Origin of the sequence: Romboutsia hominis (genome assembly GCF_900002575.1) — a bacterium.
GTDB classification, from domain to species: domain Bacteria; phylum Bacillota; class Clostridia; order Peptostreptococcales; family Peptostreptococcaceae; genus Romboutsia_C; species Romboutsia_C hominis.
Genome location: NZ_LN650648.1, coordinates 1,225,787 through 1,244,534, shown reverse-complemented (window position 1 = coordinate 1,244,534; position 18,748 = coordinate 1,225,787). Strand labels below are relative to the sequence as shown.

Sequence of the window (18,748 nt, the reverse complement as noted above, 5' to 3'; positions counted from 1 at the left end):
TATCACTAGACATTTGCTACATATGATACTTCTCACTTATATTTATTTTATGCTGTAAAATTATATACATTTATGTATGTTTATCTTATCAAGCTTATAACATATAATATAAAGAACTTGATACAAATAACCAAGTTCTTTCCCTCTGAATTTTTCTTATATACTAATTATTATAGTTTTTAGTAGGTTTTATATGGTCATTATTAATTTATTTAAATTTATCATTTATTTTATTGTTGATAATTTTTTATTAGTATTAAAGAAGTATATGCACATAATTTGATCATACATGCTTAGTTATCTTATAAATAAAAATACTTCTACTATCTTCTTTAAATACACCTTCTGGAAGAGATGGACAAAAATAAATTCTATCAGGTGCTTTAGCAGACATTCTTTTCATTTTTGTATGTAATTCACAATTTACACGTTTTCCATTAATAACCTTTACTAATTCTTCATATCTTCCACTTTCAGGCGTACATGGTAATGTCATTTGTTCTCCAATTTCTCTAAATCCCTTTACATTCATTGCAATTATTTTAGGAATCTGTGTATCTATACAGTACAAATGATAAATTATTTCTTTTTTTCTATTTTCAAACCCATCATTTAATTTTGCTATCCCATCAATGATATCTTCATCAAATATTAGAGTATCTAGTATATTTTCTACATCTAACATAAATTTTTCTATTTCTTCATGTCTTAACGATAAGATAAGCAATACTTCTTTCATTTCATTTATATCTTTTGCATGCCTTATTCCAGAATTTACTTCGTCTATATCAAAACCAATTAATCCTTTACCTATATCAAATATAAATGTGTCTTTAAGTATATCTTTAAATTCTTTTGACTCTGTATTTATAAGTAAATTAAGTTCATTTATACGTTCTGTGTACTCATCCTGATATATACAGTTTGAATATTTTTCTAATAGTATACTTATGCTCTTTTTATTTTCATTATAATCCTCAGTCATATACAGTTCTTCATATATTTTTATTAAAGTATCCTGATCGCTGTGATTAATATCAACAGTAAATGATAATTTTTTTATTAGCTCCAGCATCAATGTAAAATCATCATTTAAGGTATCCTCATTTTCTAGAAACTTAAGCATACTATTGTTATCTAAAATTATATTTTTCATTGTATTCCTAGCCTCATTTTCCTCATTTCAAATAAATCTTTTTCTTCTTGATCCATGAAACCTTTAGGCCAGTACTTTATTTCAGCTCTTTCATTTAGCTCTATTCTTTTAATCTCACAAGAACCATCATTGTCAAAATAGTTTATAACTAAGTCAACATTTTGTAATGGATGTTCTTTATTTAAAACAGATTTTCTAAATCCATTTACTACATGTTCACTGTGAGTTTCTACAATTACTTGTACTCCTGCCATAGATATAAGACCTAAGAACTCTGCAATTTTAGATTGTGCGCTTGGATGTAAATGTAACTCTGGATTTTCTACTATAAGTATTGATTCTGGTTTAGCTATTAATCCACCTACAATTATAGGCAATATAAATGACACTCCATAGCCTATATTAGTTTGATGTAAATTCAGTTTTTCACCAAAAGTTAATGAAATATAATTATCTATACCAATACTACTCGCCGATACTTTGTTACTTGGTAAAATATAGTCTAACCATTTATTCACTTGAAAATCAAATAACGCAGTATCTTTAAATGTCCAATGATTTCTATCCTCATAAGCTTTTACTGCTCTTTTTTTACCTTTCTCTATTATATATCCTATATATTCATTGTTTCGTCCCAATTCTATATTGTTTATATTCCCATTCCTTTGAAATGAGGTTATTGATCTTTCTGCTCCTAAGTAAATAATATCTAAAGGTTCCATATTTGTGTTTGTATCTATATTTAAATCTATAATATTATTATCATCTGTTGGTGTATACTCTATTTTTGTTTCTTCATTACCATTAAATATACTTATCTCGAAAAAATCATCATCGTATTTATTATTAAGAATCTCATCAAATGAATATAAATTCAAATTATATTTATTATTAATTAAATCTAAACTACTTATATCTTTATCTTGTAAATTAAATATTGATGAATTGAATAATAGCAAGGATTGTATTAATGATGATTTCCCACCTGAATTAACACCCAATAATAATGTTGACTTAGATAGTTTTATTTGTTCATTCTCAAAGCATTTAAAATTTTTTAGTTTTATATAATTAATCATTTTTTCCTCCATAAATTTCATTTAAGAAAAACTTTAATCTTAAGTATGTTGTATCTATACTAGTTTTTTCCGCACTTAAGTATGTTATAGACTCATATATATATTTATCATCTTGCAGGAACTCTGCAAATTGATCTAATATAATTCCTTTTGATTTAATATCTTTAACTTCATAATCTGATAGTAATATAGAAAATATAGTAAATAATGATTTATTTATTTTATTTTTATCTTTATATAAATACCTATTTTCAACTTTTCTAAAAGCATATTCATTAAAAATATTCCTTGCATTTATCATCGCTTTATAGAAATTATTCTCAATTTCATCAAATGGAATATATTTAAAGTTCTCATTTAATAATTCTATTGTTAAGTCTAGAAATTCATTCATTTTCCCATTATATTTTAAGTTTGGAAATAAATCTTGTCTTTTATATATAAAGTAAAAACCTATATATCTTACTATCATCTCTTGGTCCATCATTCTCGTTGTACTTATACTGTTATTAGTTGCTAATATAAATTCTTTTGAATTAGCTAACTTCCTTATAAAATCTCTTGGTGAGGGTTTTAAAATAGAATTTCTTATTTCTTGATTATTTAGATTTTTTCCTCCTGTATTAAGTCTCTTAAATATATCTAGTTTTACTTTATGAGGTGTTTCTGGCTCTATAACATTACAATCGATTTGATATGACCTAAGTGTTCTTACAAATCTAGGATGCAATGACTCAGACTTTTTATTGTGGAAATATCTATTCTCACATTCATCAGTAAGATATTCTAAATTTTTCAATTTAAATCCATTTGAGAAAAACTCTTTAATAACAGATAATCGTTGGACACCATCTACAACCTGATACTTACCATCATAATCTCTTGATAAATAAAACACGGGTAGTGGTATTTTTAGCAATATAGATTCTATAAGTCTTGACTTTCTAGTATTATCCCACACATATCGTCTTTGAAAATCTGGAGATAAATCCAGTATAGGCTCTTCATCATATTCATCTCCAACTAACATATCAAATATTTCTTTTAAAGAGAATCTAGCTTGAGACACCCTTATTAAATTTGGATCATAGGGTACAATTATTTCATCATTTCTTTCTATTTCTGATTCTGTAAACTCAACCCCATCCGCCATTTCCTCATTCAGTTTGTCAACTGTTGCATTGTACTTTTCTTTGAATAGCTCTTCAATAGTTTGTGTATAACTTATAAACAAAGTACTCTCATCTTTTCTTTTGACAGTATCACATCTCTTATACTCATCTAAGGTTATTTGTAGTTTTATTGTATTTTTACTAGAATACATTTTATCACTTTTAATATACTTAAACTCAAATAATTCTATATCTCCATCTATATTTACTTCTATAACAATATTTTTTATAGTATTCACATAAAATCCTCACTCTCTATATTTTATATAACCTTGTATTAATTTTTTCCTATAGTCTATTCTTATGAAAGTTCACCTCTAAAAGCCTTAGCAAGAATAGATTTTTTTATTATATCCGTATATTCACTTACATCTGAAATCTGTTCTACACTTTTTTCTGCTTCAATTAATTTATCTATAATCTTAACTACTTCTTTTTGTTCTTCTCTAGTAACTACAGGTACTGGAATCTTACCAAGTTCTTTTTGATTTATCTTAGGTAATACAGATCTTGATCCACAGTTGGAAGCATAATCTAAAAACTTTTGAGATAGCATGTACCAATATAAATATTTAGTTTCTAACTCTGTTTCTATAGGGTACATATCCGCACTACATAATCCTTCAAAATCAACTATTACAACTTTTGATAAATATGGTCTTATTTTTGAATATAGAATTTGACTAGGATAAAATTTATGCTTGGCACTTTTTACATTATCTTCTTCTACCGTTCTATACTCCAAAAGTCTTCCTGTCTTTTTTTCTATATTATCTGGTGCTATATGTGGATAATTCATATACTCTTGAGGTTTTACTAAGTTACTTTTAACAGTAGCAATATCTTTAAATTCTTTCATCTCTAAACTAAACCCAATACCATTCTCTTCACGCCACGTATTAGTCAACTCACCGCAAAAAGCCCTCTCCAAAATAGCAGCCCTTCTCTTCTCAAAATCTCTCCTAGCCTCATCAATAAGCTCACTTGCCTTGTCAATCTTCTCAAAAAGGCCCTCAATCCTATTAACAATCCTTTCTTGCTCAGATACAGGAGGTAGTGGTATAGGTATTAATCCTAAATTTTTTCTAGTGATTCTAAGTCTTGTTGTACCTCTTGCTAATTTTTCACATGACTCTCTAAAATAATTACTATTAAATAAATAATTTAAATACTCTTTCTTAACTATCTTTTCATTAGGTGTTAGTATAGAAACATCTACTGCTGTTACAAGTTTATGATTTAACTTAGGTACTATCATACTTCTTCCTATTGGCTCTGCCATACGTGAAATAAGAAGATCTCCTGTGTATATTTCTGTACATCCTAATTCATTGAATGTACTTTCATTTAAAAATCTATTTGATTTATCTATAAATCTTCCAATACCTATATCAGCTAACTGAAGTACTCTTACATTTCCATTATCATCAAAATTACTACTTAATATCCAATCCCCATCTGTAAATCTTTCACTTATACTATTTATATTGCTCCAACACCAATTCTCAGGAACCTCATAAGGAATCTCCTCCTTAGGCACAAGCACATCCTCTAATGTCAACTTCTTCTTAGCCATCCTACTCACCACCTAAAGCCTTTAATTCCTTAATAACACTCATAAGTAAATCAGTAGCTTCCTCTAATTTTGCTACAGCTTCCTCAGCACTTTCAACAGGATCAGGTAAATCCTCATAATCTAGTATACTATCATCCTTAATAAGACCTAAATCAAGGTTATCATTTTTCTCTCTTATCTCATCTCTTGTGATCTTGTTCCATCTCTCGTCTTCTATAGCTTCTCTATCATCAGCAGTATAAGCTTTTATAAAATCATCAAAATGACTTTCCTTAAGTGGATTAGTCTTGCCAAAGTTAGGCATGTTAGTTCTTAAATCATAGAACCATACATCCTTAGTATTGTCCTTCTCATCCATACCTCTAGTAAAGAATAATACATTAGTCTTAACCCCTTGTGCGTAGAATATTCCTGTAGGAAGTCTAAGTATAGTGTGTAAGTTACACTTGTCCATTAAGTCCGTTCTTATCTTAGTACCGTCTCCCTCTTGGAATAATACATTATCAGGAAGAACTACTGCACATCTTGCTTTTCCGTCTGCTTTAAGTGATCTATATATATGTTGTAAGAAGTTTAACTGCTTGTTTGATGTCTGATAAACTAAGTCATCTCTTGTAGTTCTCTCTCCACCTTTTTTAGTACCAAATGGTGGATTAGATAATACAACATCAAAGTTTTTCATTTGCTTACCTAAATTAGACAATGTATCTCCTAAATATATATTACTGTCTATATCATGAAGCATAGCATTCATCATAGCTAGTCTATGAGTGTCATGTACTAGCTCACATCCTGTGAAAGCTTCTGCTCTTTGGAATTCTTGTTCATCTATGTCTAAATCATCTAAGTTATCAGTTTTAGATTTTACATAGTGGTCTGCTGCTATCATAAATCCAAATGTACCACATGCAGGGTCATTACATTTTTCTCCTGGTTTTGGATCTATTAATTTAACCATAATGTCTATTAGTACTCTTGGTGTAAAGTATTGTCCTGCTCCTGATTTTTTCTCAGATGCATTCTTTTCAAGTAGTCCCTCGTATAAGTCTCCTAGTCCTTCTTCTTTTGCAGAATACCAGTCTAAGTCATCTATACTTTTTATTATTTTTTCTAAGTTTTTAGGCTCTTCTATATTAGTAGAAGCTCCATTGTATATTTCTCTAACTCTACCGTCACACTCTTCTCCTAAGTATGCTAATAGTTCTTTGTAGAATTTTTTAAGTTCTATACCTGATTTAGTAGTTAGGTCGTCCCATCTATATCCTTCTGGTATATTGTCTTCTACTCCTGTTTCTTTTGCCATCTTTAGGAAAAGAATATAAGTTAGCTCTGTAACATATTGATGATATGTTATACCGTCATCTCTAAGTACGTTACAAAGGTTCCAAAGTTTGTTTACTATTTCTTGTGTATTCATCTGTAATCTCCTTATTATGTATAAAAAACCAGTCATAAGACTGGCTTTTATCAAATCATATAAATAATTATGATAATTAAGTTTACATTATCTTTATGTCTTATTATATGTTAACCTATTTTTATAAATATTAAAAGTATGTTAATCCTACAAGCAGAAACTAAAATACCTTTATTGCTAATTGTTAATCTCGTTTGATGTATGCTAAGTTGTTCTGATTGTATAACTACAGTTCATATTTTTATTTAAACTTGATTACTTCCAAGTTCAAAATTAGGCATATCATCATAATTTATCCTATCTAGTATTTCATAGCTATTTATAGTTAATTCATTCCATAAATCATCATTTATGTTTTCTAAGTGTTGTATTTCTAACTTATGTTTATCAAATACCCAATATTTCATGGTTGGGAGTAAATATCTTAATAAGGCTAACCATTCAGAATAATTTATAGCTAATGGATTACCTTGTGCTAATGTTACTTTACCTGCATTCATTGCAGAAGCTATAGCATGTGCACTTAATAACATAGATCTGTATTTGGGATCTTTATGTATTTTAATATCTTCATCTTTATCTTCAGCATAGTGTCTTATCATAATATAAGCCCTAATAATAATTTCTATAGTTGCAGGAGTTATACTCATAGTAACAAAATGCCTAAGATCATAACCATGATGATACATCCAACCAGCTAAATCACTTACTGTTCCAGTTTTTCCATTACCTCTTTCGAAACTACCTATATTTATCAATCTAAATAAAGATGCAAAAGGTACTGGAAGCCCTCTTTTAGTTGCCACATCAGATAATAGATGTATCATCTGCTTTATTATTGCTTCTAAAATATTAGTCCCATTTGATATATTTCTAGTACTTATATCTCCGCCTTTTATAACAGTAGCATTGCCAAGCATAATGTCTAATACACCAAAGACTAATCCTAAAATAGGATCATGACCAGGTGTGTCTATTCTATGATTTGATCCACCAGTATTATCATATGATACTTTAGCAAAGTTCTCAGACCATTCTTGTAACCATTCAGGAAGTTTTAAACTATGTAACCATTTAGTTACTTCACTTCCTTTCTGACCTTTGTACTTTCCCGTATTCATATCCTTTGGAATAGAGACTATAAGTATATCAGTTAATGCGGCTAAAAAACCAGCTACACCTACAACTACATAATCAATCTTATCCCATCTATATTTATTTTTATAAGATTCACTTTTTATTATCTTTAAATCATCTTCACTTAAAAATGCTTCATATGGCGTAAATATGTCCAAATCATTTTCTGCAGAGTATTTTATACATTCGCATACATATGAATTCCAGTCTATATAATCTATTTTTTTCAAGTCATTTTTTACTAATTCAATATTTCTATTATATAGTTCACTTATATTACTTTCATCAAATTCATCAATATCTTCAGGGCTAATGTACTCGCTATTTTCCTCTAAAAAAGCTAAAATATCATCTAATTCTGCTAATTCTATTTTTACTTCATTGTTATTTTCAAATGATTTTTCTATATGATCTATTTTATTATTAATTTTATAGATTATATCATGTTGAACAGCTAGTATAGATTGTAAATCTTTAAGTTCTTCACTACTTAACATAATTTATACACTTGCCTTTTTATTCATAACAACTTGCTGTAACATTTTTAATCTCTTACTTAACTCTTTTACAGCTTCTTTATTAGCATCAGCATCCTTAGCTTTGATTTCTAATTCTTTTATTTTATCTACTAGATGATTTATAGACTCTTGAAGATTTTTTATTACTTGCTGAGCTCTCCTCTCTTTTTCCTTAAGAGCTTTTTCTTTCTTTCTCTTTCCGCCTACATCTAAAAGTTTGCTAACTGCTATGAATATACCTGCTCCTATTACAATAGCCATTCCTATACCAGGTACCATACCCATACCTAAGCCTAAAGCTGCTAGCCCACTAGTTATACCTGCCGCACTTAATCCTACAACAGAACCACAGAAATAAACTGCTGCTACAGGTACTCCAACTGCTCCTAGACCTGCCATAGCTGATTTTAATGCATCTTCCGCATATTTATCATCAATTCCTCTATCTTTTATCCTTCTAGCTTCTTTTACAAATTTTCTTATTTCAATATCTTGCTTTTCTGTTATTCCAAAAGATGTCTTTAGTCTTTTTAATAATCTTTCTTCTGATTCCTCTATTATATAGTTTGAATATGCTACTTCTACGGCATTTACATAGCATGTAAATCTCAATTCTTCTATTTCTCTTTTTATATTATTTATATGTACATCTATATCTGGAGCTAAAACTATATAGTCTTGAATTGCTCTTTTACCGTCCTCACTAAAACCCTCTGTGTTTATAACTTCATATATTGCTTGTAATTCATCTTTTTCTAACTCACCATCTGCATATGCCATTCCAAACATTATGGCATATAAATCTAATAGTTGTGTTTCCTCAAATTTAATATCTTTACTTTTTTTCATATCTATCTCCCTATATGCACTGTAAGTTATTATGAATTTTTATATTTGTATTATGCTAGTTCATTTTCATTAAACATATGCTCTTTTAGTTTGTCTATGACTTCATCTAATCTTTCATCAAAGATTTTGTTATATCTATTAAAGCCACCTTCTCTTTTGAAGTTACCCATACTAAATACATCCTTATCTATTATAACTTCTTTTATCATATATTTCTCTATTTTTTCTAACCATTTGACTTGAAGTGGTGTAAAGTTAAACTCTTTTTTGATTTTACTCATAGCCTTTTTAACTCTATCTTCTTTTGATATAAGCACACTTCCTATGGCCTTTTGTCTTATGAATGCTATTATATCTGCTGTTATTTCTTCATTAGTCATATCCTTATAGGCTGTTTTTAGATATTCTTCATTAAATCCAGCTCCATCTAGTATTTGTTTTATAGCCTTTAAATCATTTCTAGTCATTGATTTTGGTTTTGTGCACAATACGTTTAAAGCTACTATTTCATTCATATTTTCTTTTATATAGGCTTCAAATTCATTTATATAGTCTTCTGGACGTTTTCCTTTTCCATATCCTCTGCTATGTTCTGTTAATACGTCTTCTTCTTTTGCTATTATTAATAGATTTTTATCTAGTGCTTTTTCATCTAGATAAGTCATTAACCTATCATTTTCTATTATTGTTTTTATAGCTTCTTCTGTGTTTAGTTCTTTAAGCTCTTTTATAAATTCTCCTGGAGATTTATTATTTGCTAATGATTTAAACACTGCTTCTTCTTTTATTAGCTTTTTCTTTCTTTGTAGTTTTGCTACTACTTTATTTACTATATTTTCTTTAGCTTCTATGCTTATATCTTCACTTAATTGGTTTCTAAGTTTTTTGAAGCTATCTTTAGAATCTACTACTACTGGTTTCATATTAGTAACATCTTCTAATGCTTCGTATAGATTTACACAGTCATATATTTCAAAGTGTGTTTTATTTATTTCATCACAAAGTCTTGTGGCTCTTCCCAACATTTGTTCATATAGTATTCTTGATTTTACTCTTCTCATAAATACTATTTTATTTATTTTAGGTACGTCTATTCCTGTTGATAATAGGTCTACTGTTACTGCTATATTTGGATATTTTTCATTTTTATATTGTTTTATAGCTAGTTCTGGATCTTTTAGTTTTCCAGTTATTTTAAGTATACTATCATCATCTACTTCACCTAGTAAGTCTGTGTATATCTCTTTTAGTATTCTTACTATCATATCTGCATGATAATCATTTGTTGCAAATATTAAAGTTTTTCCATCTTCATCAGGGCTTATGTATTTAGCTACTTCATTTAGTGCTTCTCTTGTATGGCTTTCTACTATTATTTTTTTATTAAATGAATCTATTTCAAAGTCTACATCATCTTCAAGATATGCACCGTTTAATACTTCTCCTGTTGTTGGATCATATTTTACTACACTATCACCTTTTTTTAGATGTATTCCTTCTTCTAATAGTTTAGTTTTTATAATATGTGGTGGCTCATGATCTACTAAGTATCCATCTATTACAGCATTTCTATAAGTATAACTGTATACTGGTGCCCCAAATATTTGTGTTGTATGTAGTGCTGGTGTTGCTGTTAGTGCTATTTTAAATGCATCAAAGTAGTCTATTACTTTTTTGTATTTACTTAAGAAGTCTTTTTCATCTTTGTATTCTAATTCTTCTTCTAATACTTCTTTGTCTAGTATATATCCTCTATGAGCTTCGTCTATTATTATAGCGTCATAATCTCCTACTCCTGGTATTTGAGATTCATCACTATTGTACATTATACGTTTTACCATTGCTTGTACTGTTGCTATATGTACTTTTGTTTCTTTGTCTATTTTTTTATCTTCTAGTTTGTTTATGTTATATATTTGATTAAGTGTTAATAAGTCTGTTATCTTTACCTCTTCAAATGTTTCACTAGCTTGGTTTCCCAAACTTGTTCTATCTACTAAAAATAGTATACGTTTAAATCTATTTGTTTTAAGTAGTCTATATATAAGGCCTAGTACTGTTCTTGTTTTTCCTGTTCCTGTTGCCATTGTTATAAGAGCTGATTCTTTTTCTTCTTTTATAGCACGCTCTACTGCTTTTATGGCATCTACTTGGTAATATCTAAGTCCTACTCCTTTAGGATCTTGTAAAAAGTCAAATGATAGTTTGTCTAATTCTTCATTTGATTTTTCTAAGTCACTTTGTAAAAGTTCCATTATATTTTGTGGTGTGTAGAAGTTTTGAAGTACTTTAGGGTTATTTGTAGGCTTTCTACAATCTAGAAAATGTACTCCACTTTTTTCTTTTATTTCTTCTATATATTTTCTACCATTTGATGTAAATAAAAATGGTACGTTGTATTCTTCCCATCCGCCAACTACATAGTCTATGTGTTCTTCTTTTACACCTTTAGCGTATATTTTATTTTCTATCATATGGCTACCTACATCTTGTGAGTATTTTTTAGCTTCTATAAATCCTACTAATTTTTCTCCACAAAATAGTGCATAGTCTACATATCCACTCTTTTTGTATTTAGATGATGTTGGCCATTCTGCTATTGCCATATTTTTGTTTTTTACAGGTCTTGTTCCTTTTGAATATCTTAAGTTTTTAGTGTCTGCTTCCCATCCTGCATTTCTTAGTTGTTCATCTATTATCATTCTTGTTTCTTCTTCACTTAAATCCATGTTTTTAGCGATTTTTTTAGAACGTTCTTTTCTTAGATATTTTTCTTTTTTAATTGTATCTTCTGTTTTATCTTCATTAAGTGATTTTAGATTATTAAGTTGACTTTCGTATTCTTTTATTTTGGCTTCATATTCTTCTTCTAGTTTTTTAAGATTTTCACTACTACTTTCTATGCTGTTTTCCTCTGGCATTACAAATTCTACTGGCTCAAAGTAGTAATCCCCATATACTTCCATAAACCAGTTTGCTAGTTTGTGTGCAAGTCTTAAATTTACTTTTGCTTCTTCTACATTTTCGTATCCTTCGTGTGCTGCTGGGTTTCTTTTCTTTCTTAGTATTTGTAATATGCTTTCTATTTCTTCTGGTAGTAGGTCTTCTTTTTTTAGAAGTTTTATTCTGTTTATTTGACTTTTGTCATGACTTATATATATTTCGTCTATATCTTCTAGTTTTATGATATATTTTACTATTGTTTCTCCAAATATTCCTAGCTTTATGAAAGCTGTATTTGAGTCTTGGTATATGTATTTTTCAGCAAACTCGCCTAACTTGGCAAGCTCTGGATATTTTTCATTTAGAAAGTTAAAGTTACTCATAGTTCTCCCCTTAAATTAATTATTTTATAATGCTAAATAATTATCTATTATCTATTTGTTGACAATTACTCTTATACAATAATATTTTAACAAAATTATCATTAAAAATCTTAATTTAAGATTTTACTTTATTTTAACATATTTAAATTCATTTTTCTTTATTTTAATTTGGAAGAAATTGTATTAAAGCTTATTATGATATATTTCTACCAGGAAATTTTTATATTTTAAGTTTACAAGTAAAGAGGAACGAAACGTTCCTCTTTGTATTTAATATGTTATATTTGAATTGATGATATTTCTAACTTGTACTTCACTTATACCAAACTTTCTCGATAGCTCTTTATAGTTACCATTATATTCTCTATGTTTCACTATTATATTCAATTAGGTCTATCTACATATTTCATTTATGAATAAGAATTATCTAATATTTTAAATTCTTTATTATACTTTTTTATATTGTTTATCTTAAATTGTAAATAAAAATAATGGAGGTAAATAATATGAAATGGTACTTAGACTTTGGCCACGGTGGTAAAGACCCTGGAGCATTAGGATATAACTCAACCAAAGAAAGTGATACAGTATTAAAAATAGGAATGCTCATAAAAAACAACCTAGAAGAAGCTTTCGAAAAAGTAATAACAACTAGAGAAACTGATAAATACTACTCTCTAGACTGTAGAAGTCAAAATGCAAACAAATGTAACTGTGACTACTTTATAAGCCTTCACATGAACTCATCAACTAACAAATCAGCCAAAGGATGTGAAGTATGGGTATATGATAAAAACAGTAAAGTATATCCCCTAGCTAAAACCATATGCTCAAACATATCAAAAACTATAAATACACCTAACCGTGGTGTTAAAATATCAAAAGACTTCTTTGTACTTAGAAAAACTAAAATGCCTGCTCTTTTAATAGAGATAGACTTTATATCAAACTCTGTTGTTGAAAATAACTTAGCTTCTCCTAAGTATATAAAAGACATAGCAGACTCCATATCATCTAGTCTACTTTCATTTGTGGATAAATCAATAATAGATAAAATGAATAACTCGAATTTTTATAGAGTATGTATAGGAGCATTTAAAAATAAAACTAATGCTGTAAATCTTAAGAATAAAGCAATATCCAAAGGCTTTAATGACACTTATATAATCTAGTACCCCTACGTCGTGCTTTCATACTCAAAATACCCTACGTCGCATTTTAAGACATAGAGTATTTAAATATTTTCATAAAAAACTTTAATATCTTTAAAAATCCACTTTACCTATACTTATTATCAAGAAGTATAAAACTTCACTAAAAAATTCGCTATGCTTGAGCCACTGTGTGGGCGAACTATTTCATAGCGTCAACGGCCTAAAAAACAGGCCCGTTACTAAAAATAAAGGAGGAATACTTATGGCAGTAACTGCAACTAAAAATCCATCAGGATTAAAAATAAGATTTGACTGTGGGCTTGATGATGTAACTGGAAAAACAAAAGTAAAAAGTAGAACTTACTCTAATGTAGATCCAGAAGCAACAAATGATGATGTATATGCTGTTGGAGCTGTTATAGCATCACTTCAAAACAATACACTACTTGAAGTAGCTATAATAGACAATACTACATTATCAGAATAAGAATTCGCTTCGCTCCTGCGCCAACGATATACCTTCGCTCTCGCTTCAGGTATATCCGTTGCTTAAATTTATCTAAATTATATGGAGGTGTATTATGGAAGTTTCAAAGAAATTGTTAATGAGTTTTATGACAACATCTGGAAAGAAGGTTTCTATATCAGTAGATGACCCTAGGGAAAATTTAACTGAAACAGAGATAAAGACAGCTATGACTACTATACTTTCTAAAAATATATTTAAACCAGCTGGAGAAAACTTTGCATCTTTAGTAGAAGCTAAGGTTGTTGAAACTGGAACTACTGAATACGACTTGGTTTTATAGTTAATAAGGCTATGCTATTTTTAGCATAGCTTTTAATTTATTGAAGGGATGTGTTTTTGTGAATTCTGAATTACAAACGCTTATAGCTTCTGTTGGCTTTCCTATAGCCCTTAGTATGTACTTACTTGTAAGGATTGAGGGAAAGCTTCAGGTTCTATCTGATAGTATTAATGAATTATCTAAAACTATTATTGGTATGAAATAATTTTTATAATAAATATATAATTATTCCATTTTAGGAAATGCTCTAAATATCCTACTAATATAAATCTACTTTGTACTTTTTATATTTAAAATGACTTAATAAATCAAAAGACAGGCAACAAAAGCCTGTCTTTTTTATATTCCTTAAGTTTTATATATTATTCACTTATTGTTATTCCTAAATCAACTATTCTATTATATAAGTAGTTCATTTGTACTTCATCAAGATTAGCTTTTTTAAAAGCATTTACTATCTCTACTTTTGTGAGAATCCCTTCTTCTTTACCTTTTTCTATTAAATCAGCTAGATCTCCTACCATTAATTTTTCTATGTATTCAATCACTTTTTTCATTTCACCTTTATCAAGTTCTTTAAATAAATTTATAAATTCATCCATTACTTCTTGCTTTAATTTTTCGTTCATTTTAATCTCCCCTTATGTTTAGTCTATATATCCTAATTCTAATTATAACAAATTTCAACCTATAATTATAATTTTATTTTCCATATATTCTAAAATTTAATTTTTTTCCAATAATCTTTACTAAATAATTTTTACTCATTTCAATAAGCCTACTACCAATAGCCTCATCAATACCTATAAGTTCCTCAACACTCTTCTCCGAACTAACAATAAGTGGCAAATTATTAAAATACCTATGATTAACAATCTCAAAGATAATATTAACATCACTATCACTAATCCTGCCCTTAAACAAATCATCAATCAAAAGCACCCTAGCATTTTTATATCTGTTCATCACCCTATTATAATAAGCCTCATCCATAATATTTTGCTTAAGTTTAGTCACAACTTCTCTATAACTCATATACACAACACCTACCCCATCATCCATAAGCTCATTAGCTATAGCCAGGGAAAGATGGGTTTTACCACACCCAACTTGTCCCATAAACATTATAGAGTTATATCTATCCTTTTCAATATCTTTAAAGTTTCTTGAATAATTACAAGCTTTTTTATAAGCATATATAATTTGCTTTTCTATATCATAAACAAAGTTGCTAAATTTCTTGTTTCTAAACTCTTCACTTATACCACTTTTTATTAAAATATCTTCAGCTATCCTTACTTGCCTACATGCACAAGGAATTGCAACACCTTCATCTATAATAAATGTCATATCTCTACACTTATTACATCTATACTCACTAACTTTAGCTTCTAAACCTTCCAAACTCTCGTTCAACTTCTGCAATTTCTTCTGGTGTTGGCTTTCTATAAATGTCTTCATCCTCTCCTTCATACCATATGGCATATTCATTGTTTCTATAGTTGTTACTACCCTTTCCATATTTATCTCCCCTGTTCTTTAAGCTTTTTTCATATGCTAATAAATCACTATAACTTTTTATGTTGTTATCATTCCATTGATTTATTATTCCATTTACATATCCTTTGTTACATTTACCTCTATCTGTAGCAATCTCTATAGCTCTTTTAAATAATTCATAATCTATAGTTTCTGTAATATCTATTAACCACTGTGCTACTATACCGTTTATAAGTCCTATATTTTCTTCATATAATTTTTTAAACTTACTTAAAGATGAAGAATACGATAAGTGTTCATTTTCTTTTTCTTCTTCTTTTTCTTTTTTATTTTCTTTTTCTTTTTCTTTTTCTTTTTGCGCACCTATGGTAGATATACTATCCAACGAATCGTTACACGTATCGTCTATATAATTTTCAAACTCTCTTTTTATCTCTTCTTTATCTATATGTTGTGCTATATAAGCTAATAGGCTCTTATCCTTAACTTCCTTGACTTCTTTTTTTACACAGTCTATTATTGGCTTTCCACCTTTTACTAAATTGTACTTTCCCCATCGTCTTATGGCTAATTCACGTGTTTGTTGATTATATCTTATAATTTTGTAGTAATTTTCAAATCTATCTATAAGTGTATTTATACTTTCTACTGAGTACCCCAATTCAAAAGCTATTTGCTTTTTAGGTATTTTATATATTCCTATTTGTGTTGTGTTTGTATTAGTTAAAATATATAAGAAAAATAGCTTGTCCTCTGGTGTCATCTCTTCTAATACTTTTTCATCTTTCCAAAATTCAGTTCTTACATGTCTAAATATTGCCATATAAAATCCCCCCCTTAATTTAAACTTTCTCCTTCAATTTCTATAGTATCTAGTGAATTATCTACTAAAAACATATCATTATCAATACTAAGTGGTGCATATTTTACCCCTACGTCTAAAAACTCGACACCCTCTTTTTTGCATAATCTAATTATTGCATCTCTTTGATTTGAGTATCCTAATGCCCTTGCTATTGGTATAGCCTCAAAATATTCTTTTTTATTTATTACTACTACATTTATTTCTCCAAATTCTTCATTTGAAAAAATCTTTAAATCATTCATCTGTATCCCCCTTATTTTCTATATAAGCATATTTTAAAAATTTTTTAGCTTTTTGGTAATTTATTAAAGAAAAAAATATCATTAGCTTCATCAAGTGTTAAATCCAAACATTCAATTACTTTTAATATCTCTTCAACAGTAAACACTATTTTGCCATTTTCCTTAAAGTTGTATGTCTTATGAGAAATTCCCATCTTCTCTGCTAGCTCATATTGGTATAACCCCTTAAGTACCCTCTTTGATTTAAGTAATCTTAATTTCAATTTTATCCCCTCCATAACTTTACTGCCTTTCTGTAATTTAATATTAACTGGAAGTAATATCCATAGTCAAGAAAAAACTTTACCATTTGTATAAATTTACGCTTTATTTTACCATTTAGTAAATATATATTACTTTATGGTAATATATATTTGTATCTTACCATTTGTTAATTTTTCTTTCCTTACTGGTAAATATATACTATAATATTTTTAGAGGTGATATTAATGGAAAGCATCGGAGAAAGAATAACAAAGGCAAGACGTTATTTAGGTATGAATCAAAAGGAATTGTGCGAAAAAGCTGAAATAAATGAAGCAACTCTATCAAGATATGAAAATGGACTTAGAGAACCTAAAGCTGCTACACTTTCAAAGTTAGCAGAAATTTTAGAAGTATCTACTGACTATTTACTTGGTATAACAGATATTAGAAATTATAAGACTTTAAAAGACGATATGAACAAAAACGTTGAAAGTATATATGAAAATACTAAAGAAATGTTAAAGCAAGACGGTTTAATGCTTTATGGTAAACCTGCTACTAAAGAAGATATAGATCACATACTAAAAGCTATGAAGGTTGGTATGTTAATGGCCCTAGAAAAAGATAATGATTAATTTTAAGTGGGTATGTATATATCTACATACCTACTTAAATAAAGTCATTATTAATTATATAACCAGCATATAGCTTAAGATAAGTAAACTTATATATTGATTATAAAGGGGGAGGACTTTTAGTGAATATAAATCATATAAGAGAGGCAATTAGAAGAATTACATACTGTTATGATACTTCTGATCCAAAAGAACTTATAGATGCAATGGGGATTAAATTAGGTTTTTTACCTAATGATACAGATATAAATAAATTAAAAGGATGTTATGGCATGATTAATGGGGATAAAGTCATTCTTATTCATCCTGATTTAAATGATGAAGTTCGTCGTGAGGTTTATGCTCATGAGTTAGGACATGCTATACTTCATCCTACTACTAATACTTTATTTTTAGCTACTTATACATATTTTAGACTTGGTACTCTAGAAATAGAAGCTGATACTTTAGCTTCTGAGCTTTTACTAAGTGATGATATATATTATAAATATATGGGTAGAAACAATGGATTTATAGCAAGTTGTGAAAAAGTTCCTGAAAGGTTTGTTGAACTTAAACTTAATAATTTTAGAAAAAGATTAAATAAGTTTTGGTAATAAGATAACAACAATACTGTAATTAATTATTTTTTTGCCTTTTCATAGAACATAAGTTTGTTTTTTATTAATTATTATTGCTTTAGTCTTAAAAATATAGAAAACATGTTTTAATATCCCTCATATATTTTTAAGACTAACTACTTTTAGTAGTAACAAATAAATAGCGGCATGAGTTCAATTGAATATGAAACACATGCCGCATAAGCTTTTTTTATGAGTGTCTACTTGATAGTGTCATAAATATAAACATGTCCAGAATATCTATAAATTTATGTATCTTATTTAATTCATCTTTTATTATTTGAGTGGATGTTTTAAATGTTTCATAATTAAACCTATTTCTCAATATTATGCACTGTGTCCAATTATTATTATAAATTAAATTATCAATATTTTCTAATCTTCTAAATGATATTATTATAATTTTTTTCATTTAATATCTCTCCAGCTTACTATTTATGTGCTTAT

At 28.3% G+C, this 18,748-nt stretch carries 20 protein-coding genes; 6 read left to right on the top strand and 14 right to left on the bottom strand.

Features of this window, described 5'->3' with window-relative positions:
- Window positions 1–283: 283 nt before the first annotated feature.
- From FRIFI_RS05950 to hsdR, 8 genes are all read right to left on the bottom strand, one after another.
- On the bottom strand, window positions 284–1,156 hold the full coding sequence (locus tag FRIFI_RS05950; RefSeq protein WP_166505306.1) for a hypothetical protein: 873 nt from the start codon (window positions 1,154–1,156) through the stop codon (window positions 284–286).
- The gene (locus FRIFI_RS05945; protein WP_166505305.1) at window positions 1,153–2,235 is read right to left on the bottom strand and encodes an AAA family ATPase; all 1,083 of its coding nucleotides are present in this window, start codon (window positions 2,233–2,235) and stop codon (window positions 1,153–1,155) included. The genes FRIFI_RS05950 and FRIFI_RS05945 overlap by 4 nt, the downstream gene beginning before the upstream one ends.
- Complete coding sequence (locus FRIFI_RS05940; protein ID WP_166505304.1) at window positions 2,228–3,646, bottom strand: DUF262 domain-containing protein; 1,419 nt, start codon at window positions 3,644–3,646, stop codon at window positions 2,228–2,230. The genes FRIFI_RS05945 and FRIFI_RS05940 overlap by 8 nt, the downstream gene beginning before the upstream one ends.
- A gap of 62 nt (window positions 3,647–3,708) precedes the next feature.
- Window positions 3,709–4,983, bottom strand: coding sequence for a restriction endonuclease subunit S (locus FRIFI_RS05935; RefSeq protein ID WP_166505303.1), 1,275 nt, complete (start codon window positions 4,981–4,983; stop codon window positions 3,709–3,711).
- A gap of 1 nt (window position 4,984) precedes the next feature.
- Window positions 4,985–6,400, bottom strand: coding sequence for a class I SAM-dependent DNA methyltransferase (locus FRIFI_RS05930; protein ID WP_166505302.1), 1,416 nt, complete (start codon window positions 6,398–6,400; stop codon window positions 4,985–4,987).
- A 245-nt stretch (window positions 6,401–6,645) separates the two neighbouring features.
- Window positions 6,646–8,034 carry a hypothetical protein gene (locus tag FRIFI_RS05925; protein ID WP_166505301.1) on the bottom strand — a complete coding sequence of 463 codons (1,389 nt, stop codon included), beginning with the start codon at window positions 8,032–8,034 and terminating at the stop codon, window positions 6,646–6,648.
- Window positions 8,035–8,037: 3 nt separating this feature from the next.
- Complete coding sequence (locus tag FRIFI_RS05920) at window positions 8,038–8,904, bottom strand: tellurite resistance TerB family protein (protein WP_166505300.1); 867 nt, start codon at window positions 8,902–8,904, stop codon at window positions 8,038–8,040.
- Between the two features lie 50 nt (window positions 8,905–8,954).
- Window positions 8,955–12,230, bottom strand: coding sequence for a type I restriction-modification system endonuclease (hsdR, locus tag FRIFI_RS05915; protein WP_166505299.1), 3,276 nt, complete (start codon window positions 12,228–12,230; stop codon window positions 8,955–8,957).
- A 506-nt stretch (window positions 12,231–12,736) separates the two neighbouring features.
- On the opposite strand from hsdR, the gene FRIFI_RS05910 reads away from it, so the two are divergent.
- From FRIFI_RS05910 to FRIFI_RS15465, 4 genes are all read left to right on the top strand, one after another.
- The gene (locus tag FRIFI_RS05910) at window positions 12,737–13,402 is read left to right on the top strand and encodes an N-acetylmuramoyl-L-alanine amidase family protein (protein ID WP_166505298.1); all 666 of its coding nucleotides are present in this window, start codon (window positions 12,737–12,739) and stop codon (window positions 13,400–13,402) included.
- A gap of 244 nt (window positions 13,403–13,646) precedes the next feature.
- Window positions 13,647–13,871: a DUF1659 domain-containing protein gene (locus FRIFI_RS05905; protein ID WP_092926129.1), complete on the top strand. Its 225-nt coding sequence runs from the start codon at window positions 13,647–13,649 to the stop codon at window positions 13,869–13,871.
- 94 nt (window positions 13,872–13,965) lie between these two features.
- Entirely contained in the window at window positions 13,966–14,193 is a 228-nt protein-coding gene (locus FRIFI_RS05900; protein WP_166505297.1) for a DUF2922 domain-containing protein, read from the top strand.
- 58 nt (window positions 14,194–14,251) lie between these two features.
- The gene (locus FRIFI_RS15465; protein WP_166505296.1) at window positions 14,252–14,398 is read left to right on the top strand and encodes a YvrJ family protein; all 147 of its coding nucleotides are present in this window, start codon (window positions 14,252–14,254) and stop codon (window positions 14,396–14,398) included.
- A 157-nt stretch (window positions 14,399–14,555) separates the two neighbouring features.
- Here FRIFI_RS15465 and FRIFI_RS05890 read toward each other — a convergent pair whose 3' ends face one another.
- From FRIFI_RS05890 to FRIFI_RS05870, 5 genes are all read right to left on the bottom strand, one after another.
- Complete coding sequence (locus tag FRIFI_RS05890; RefSeq protein ID WP_166505295.1) at window positions 14,556–14,822, bottom strand: RNA polymerase sigma factor region1.1 domain-containing protein; 267 nt, start codon at window positions 14,820–14,822, stop codon at window positions 14,556–14,558.
- Window positions 14,823–14,895: 73 nt separating this feature from the next.
- Window positions 14,896–15,597, bottom strand: coding sequence for a DnaA ATPase domain-containing protein (locus FRIFI_RS05885; protein ID WP_242977284.1), 702 nt, complete (start codon window positions 15,595–15,597; stop codon window positions 14,896–14,898).
- A complete protein-coding gene (locus FRIFI_RS05880; protein ID WP_166505294.1) occupies window positions 15,578–16,516 on the bottom strand; it encodes a DnaD domain protein in 939 nt (312 codons plus the stop codon). Before FRIFI_RS05880 ends, FRIFI_RS05885 begins: the two co-directional genes overlap by 20 nt.
- A gap of 14 nt (window positions 16,517–16,530) precedes the next feature.
- Window positions 16,531–16,800 carry a BRO family protein gene (locus FRIFI_RS05875; RefSeq protein WP_092926141.1) on the bottom strand — a complete coding sequence of 90 codons (270 nt, stop codon included), beginning with the start codon at window positions 16,798–16,800 and terminating at the stop codon, window positions 16,531–16,533.
- Window positions 16,801–16,844: 44 nt separating this feature from the next.
- Window positions 16,845–17,063, bottom strand: coding sequence for a helix-turn-helix transcriptional regulator (locus tag FRIFI_RS05870; protein WP_242871327.1), 219 nt, complete (start codon window positions 17,061–17,063; stop codon window positions 16,845–16,847).
- A 225-nt stretch (window positions 17,064–17,288) separates the two neighbouring features.
- Here FRIFI_RS05870 and FRIFI_RS05865 point away from each other — a divergent pair, with 225 nt between their 5' ends.
- Complete coding sequence (locus tag FRIFI_RS05865) at window positions 17,289–17,681, top strand: helix-turn-helix domain-containing protein (RefSeq protein WP_092926145.1); 393 nt, start codon at window positions 17,289–17,291, stop codon at window positions 17,679–17,681.
- Between the two features lie 122 nt (window positions 17,682–17,803).
- Window positions 17,804–18,277 carry an ImmA/IrrE family metallo-endopeptidase gene (locus tag FRIFI_RS05860; protein WP_092926147.1) on the top strand — a complete coding sequence of 158 codons (474 nt, stop codon included), beginning with the start codon at window positions 17,804–17,806 and terminating at the stop codon, window positions 18,275–18,277.
- A gap of 214 nt (window positions 18,278–18,491) precedes the next feature.
- On the opposite strand, the gene FRIFI_RS05855 is transcribed toward FRIFI_RS05860, so the two are convergent.
- Complete coding sequence (locus tag FRIFI_RS05855; RefSeq protein WP_092926149.1) at window positions 18,492–18,713, bottom strand: hypothetical protein; 222 nt, start codon at window positions 18,711–18,713, stop codon at window positions 18,492–18,494.
- Window positions 18,714–18,748: the final 35 nt, after the last annotated feature.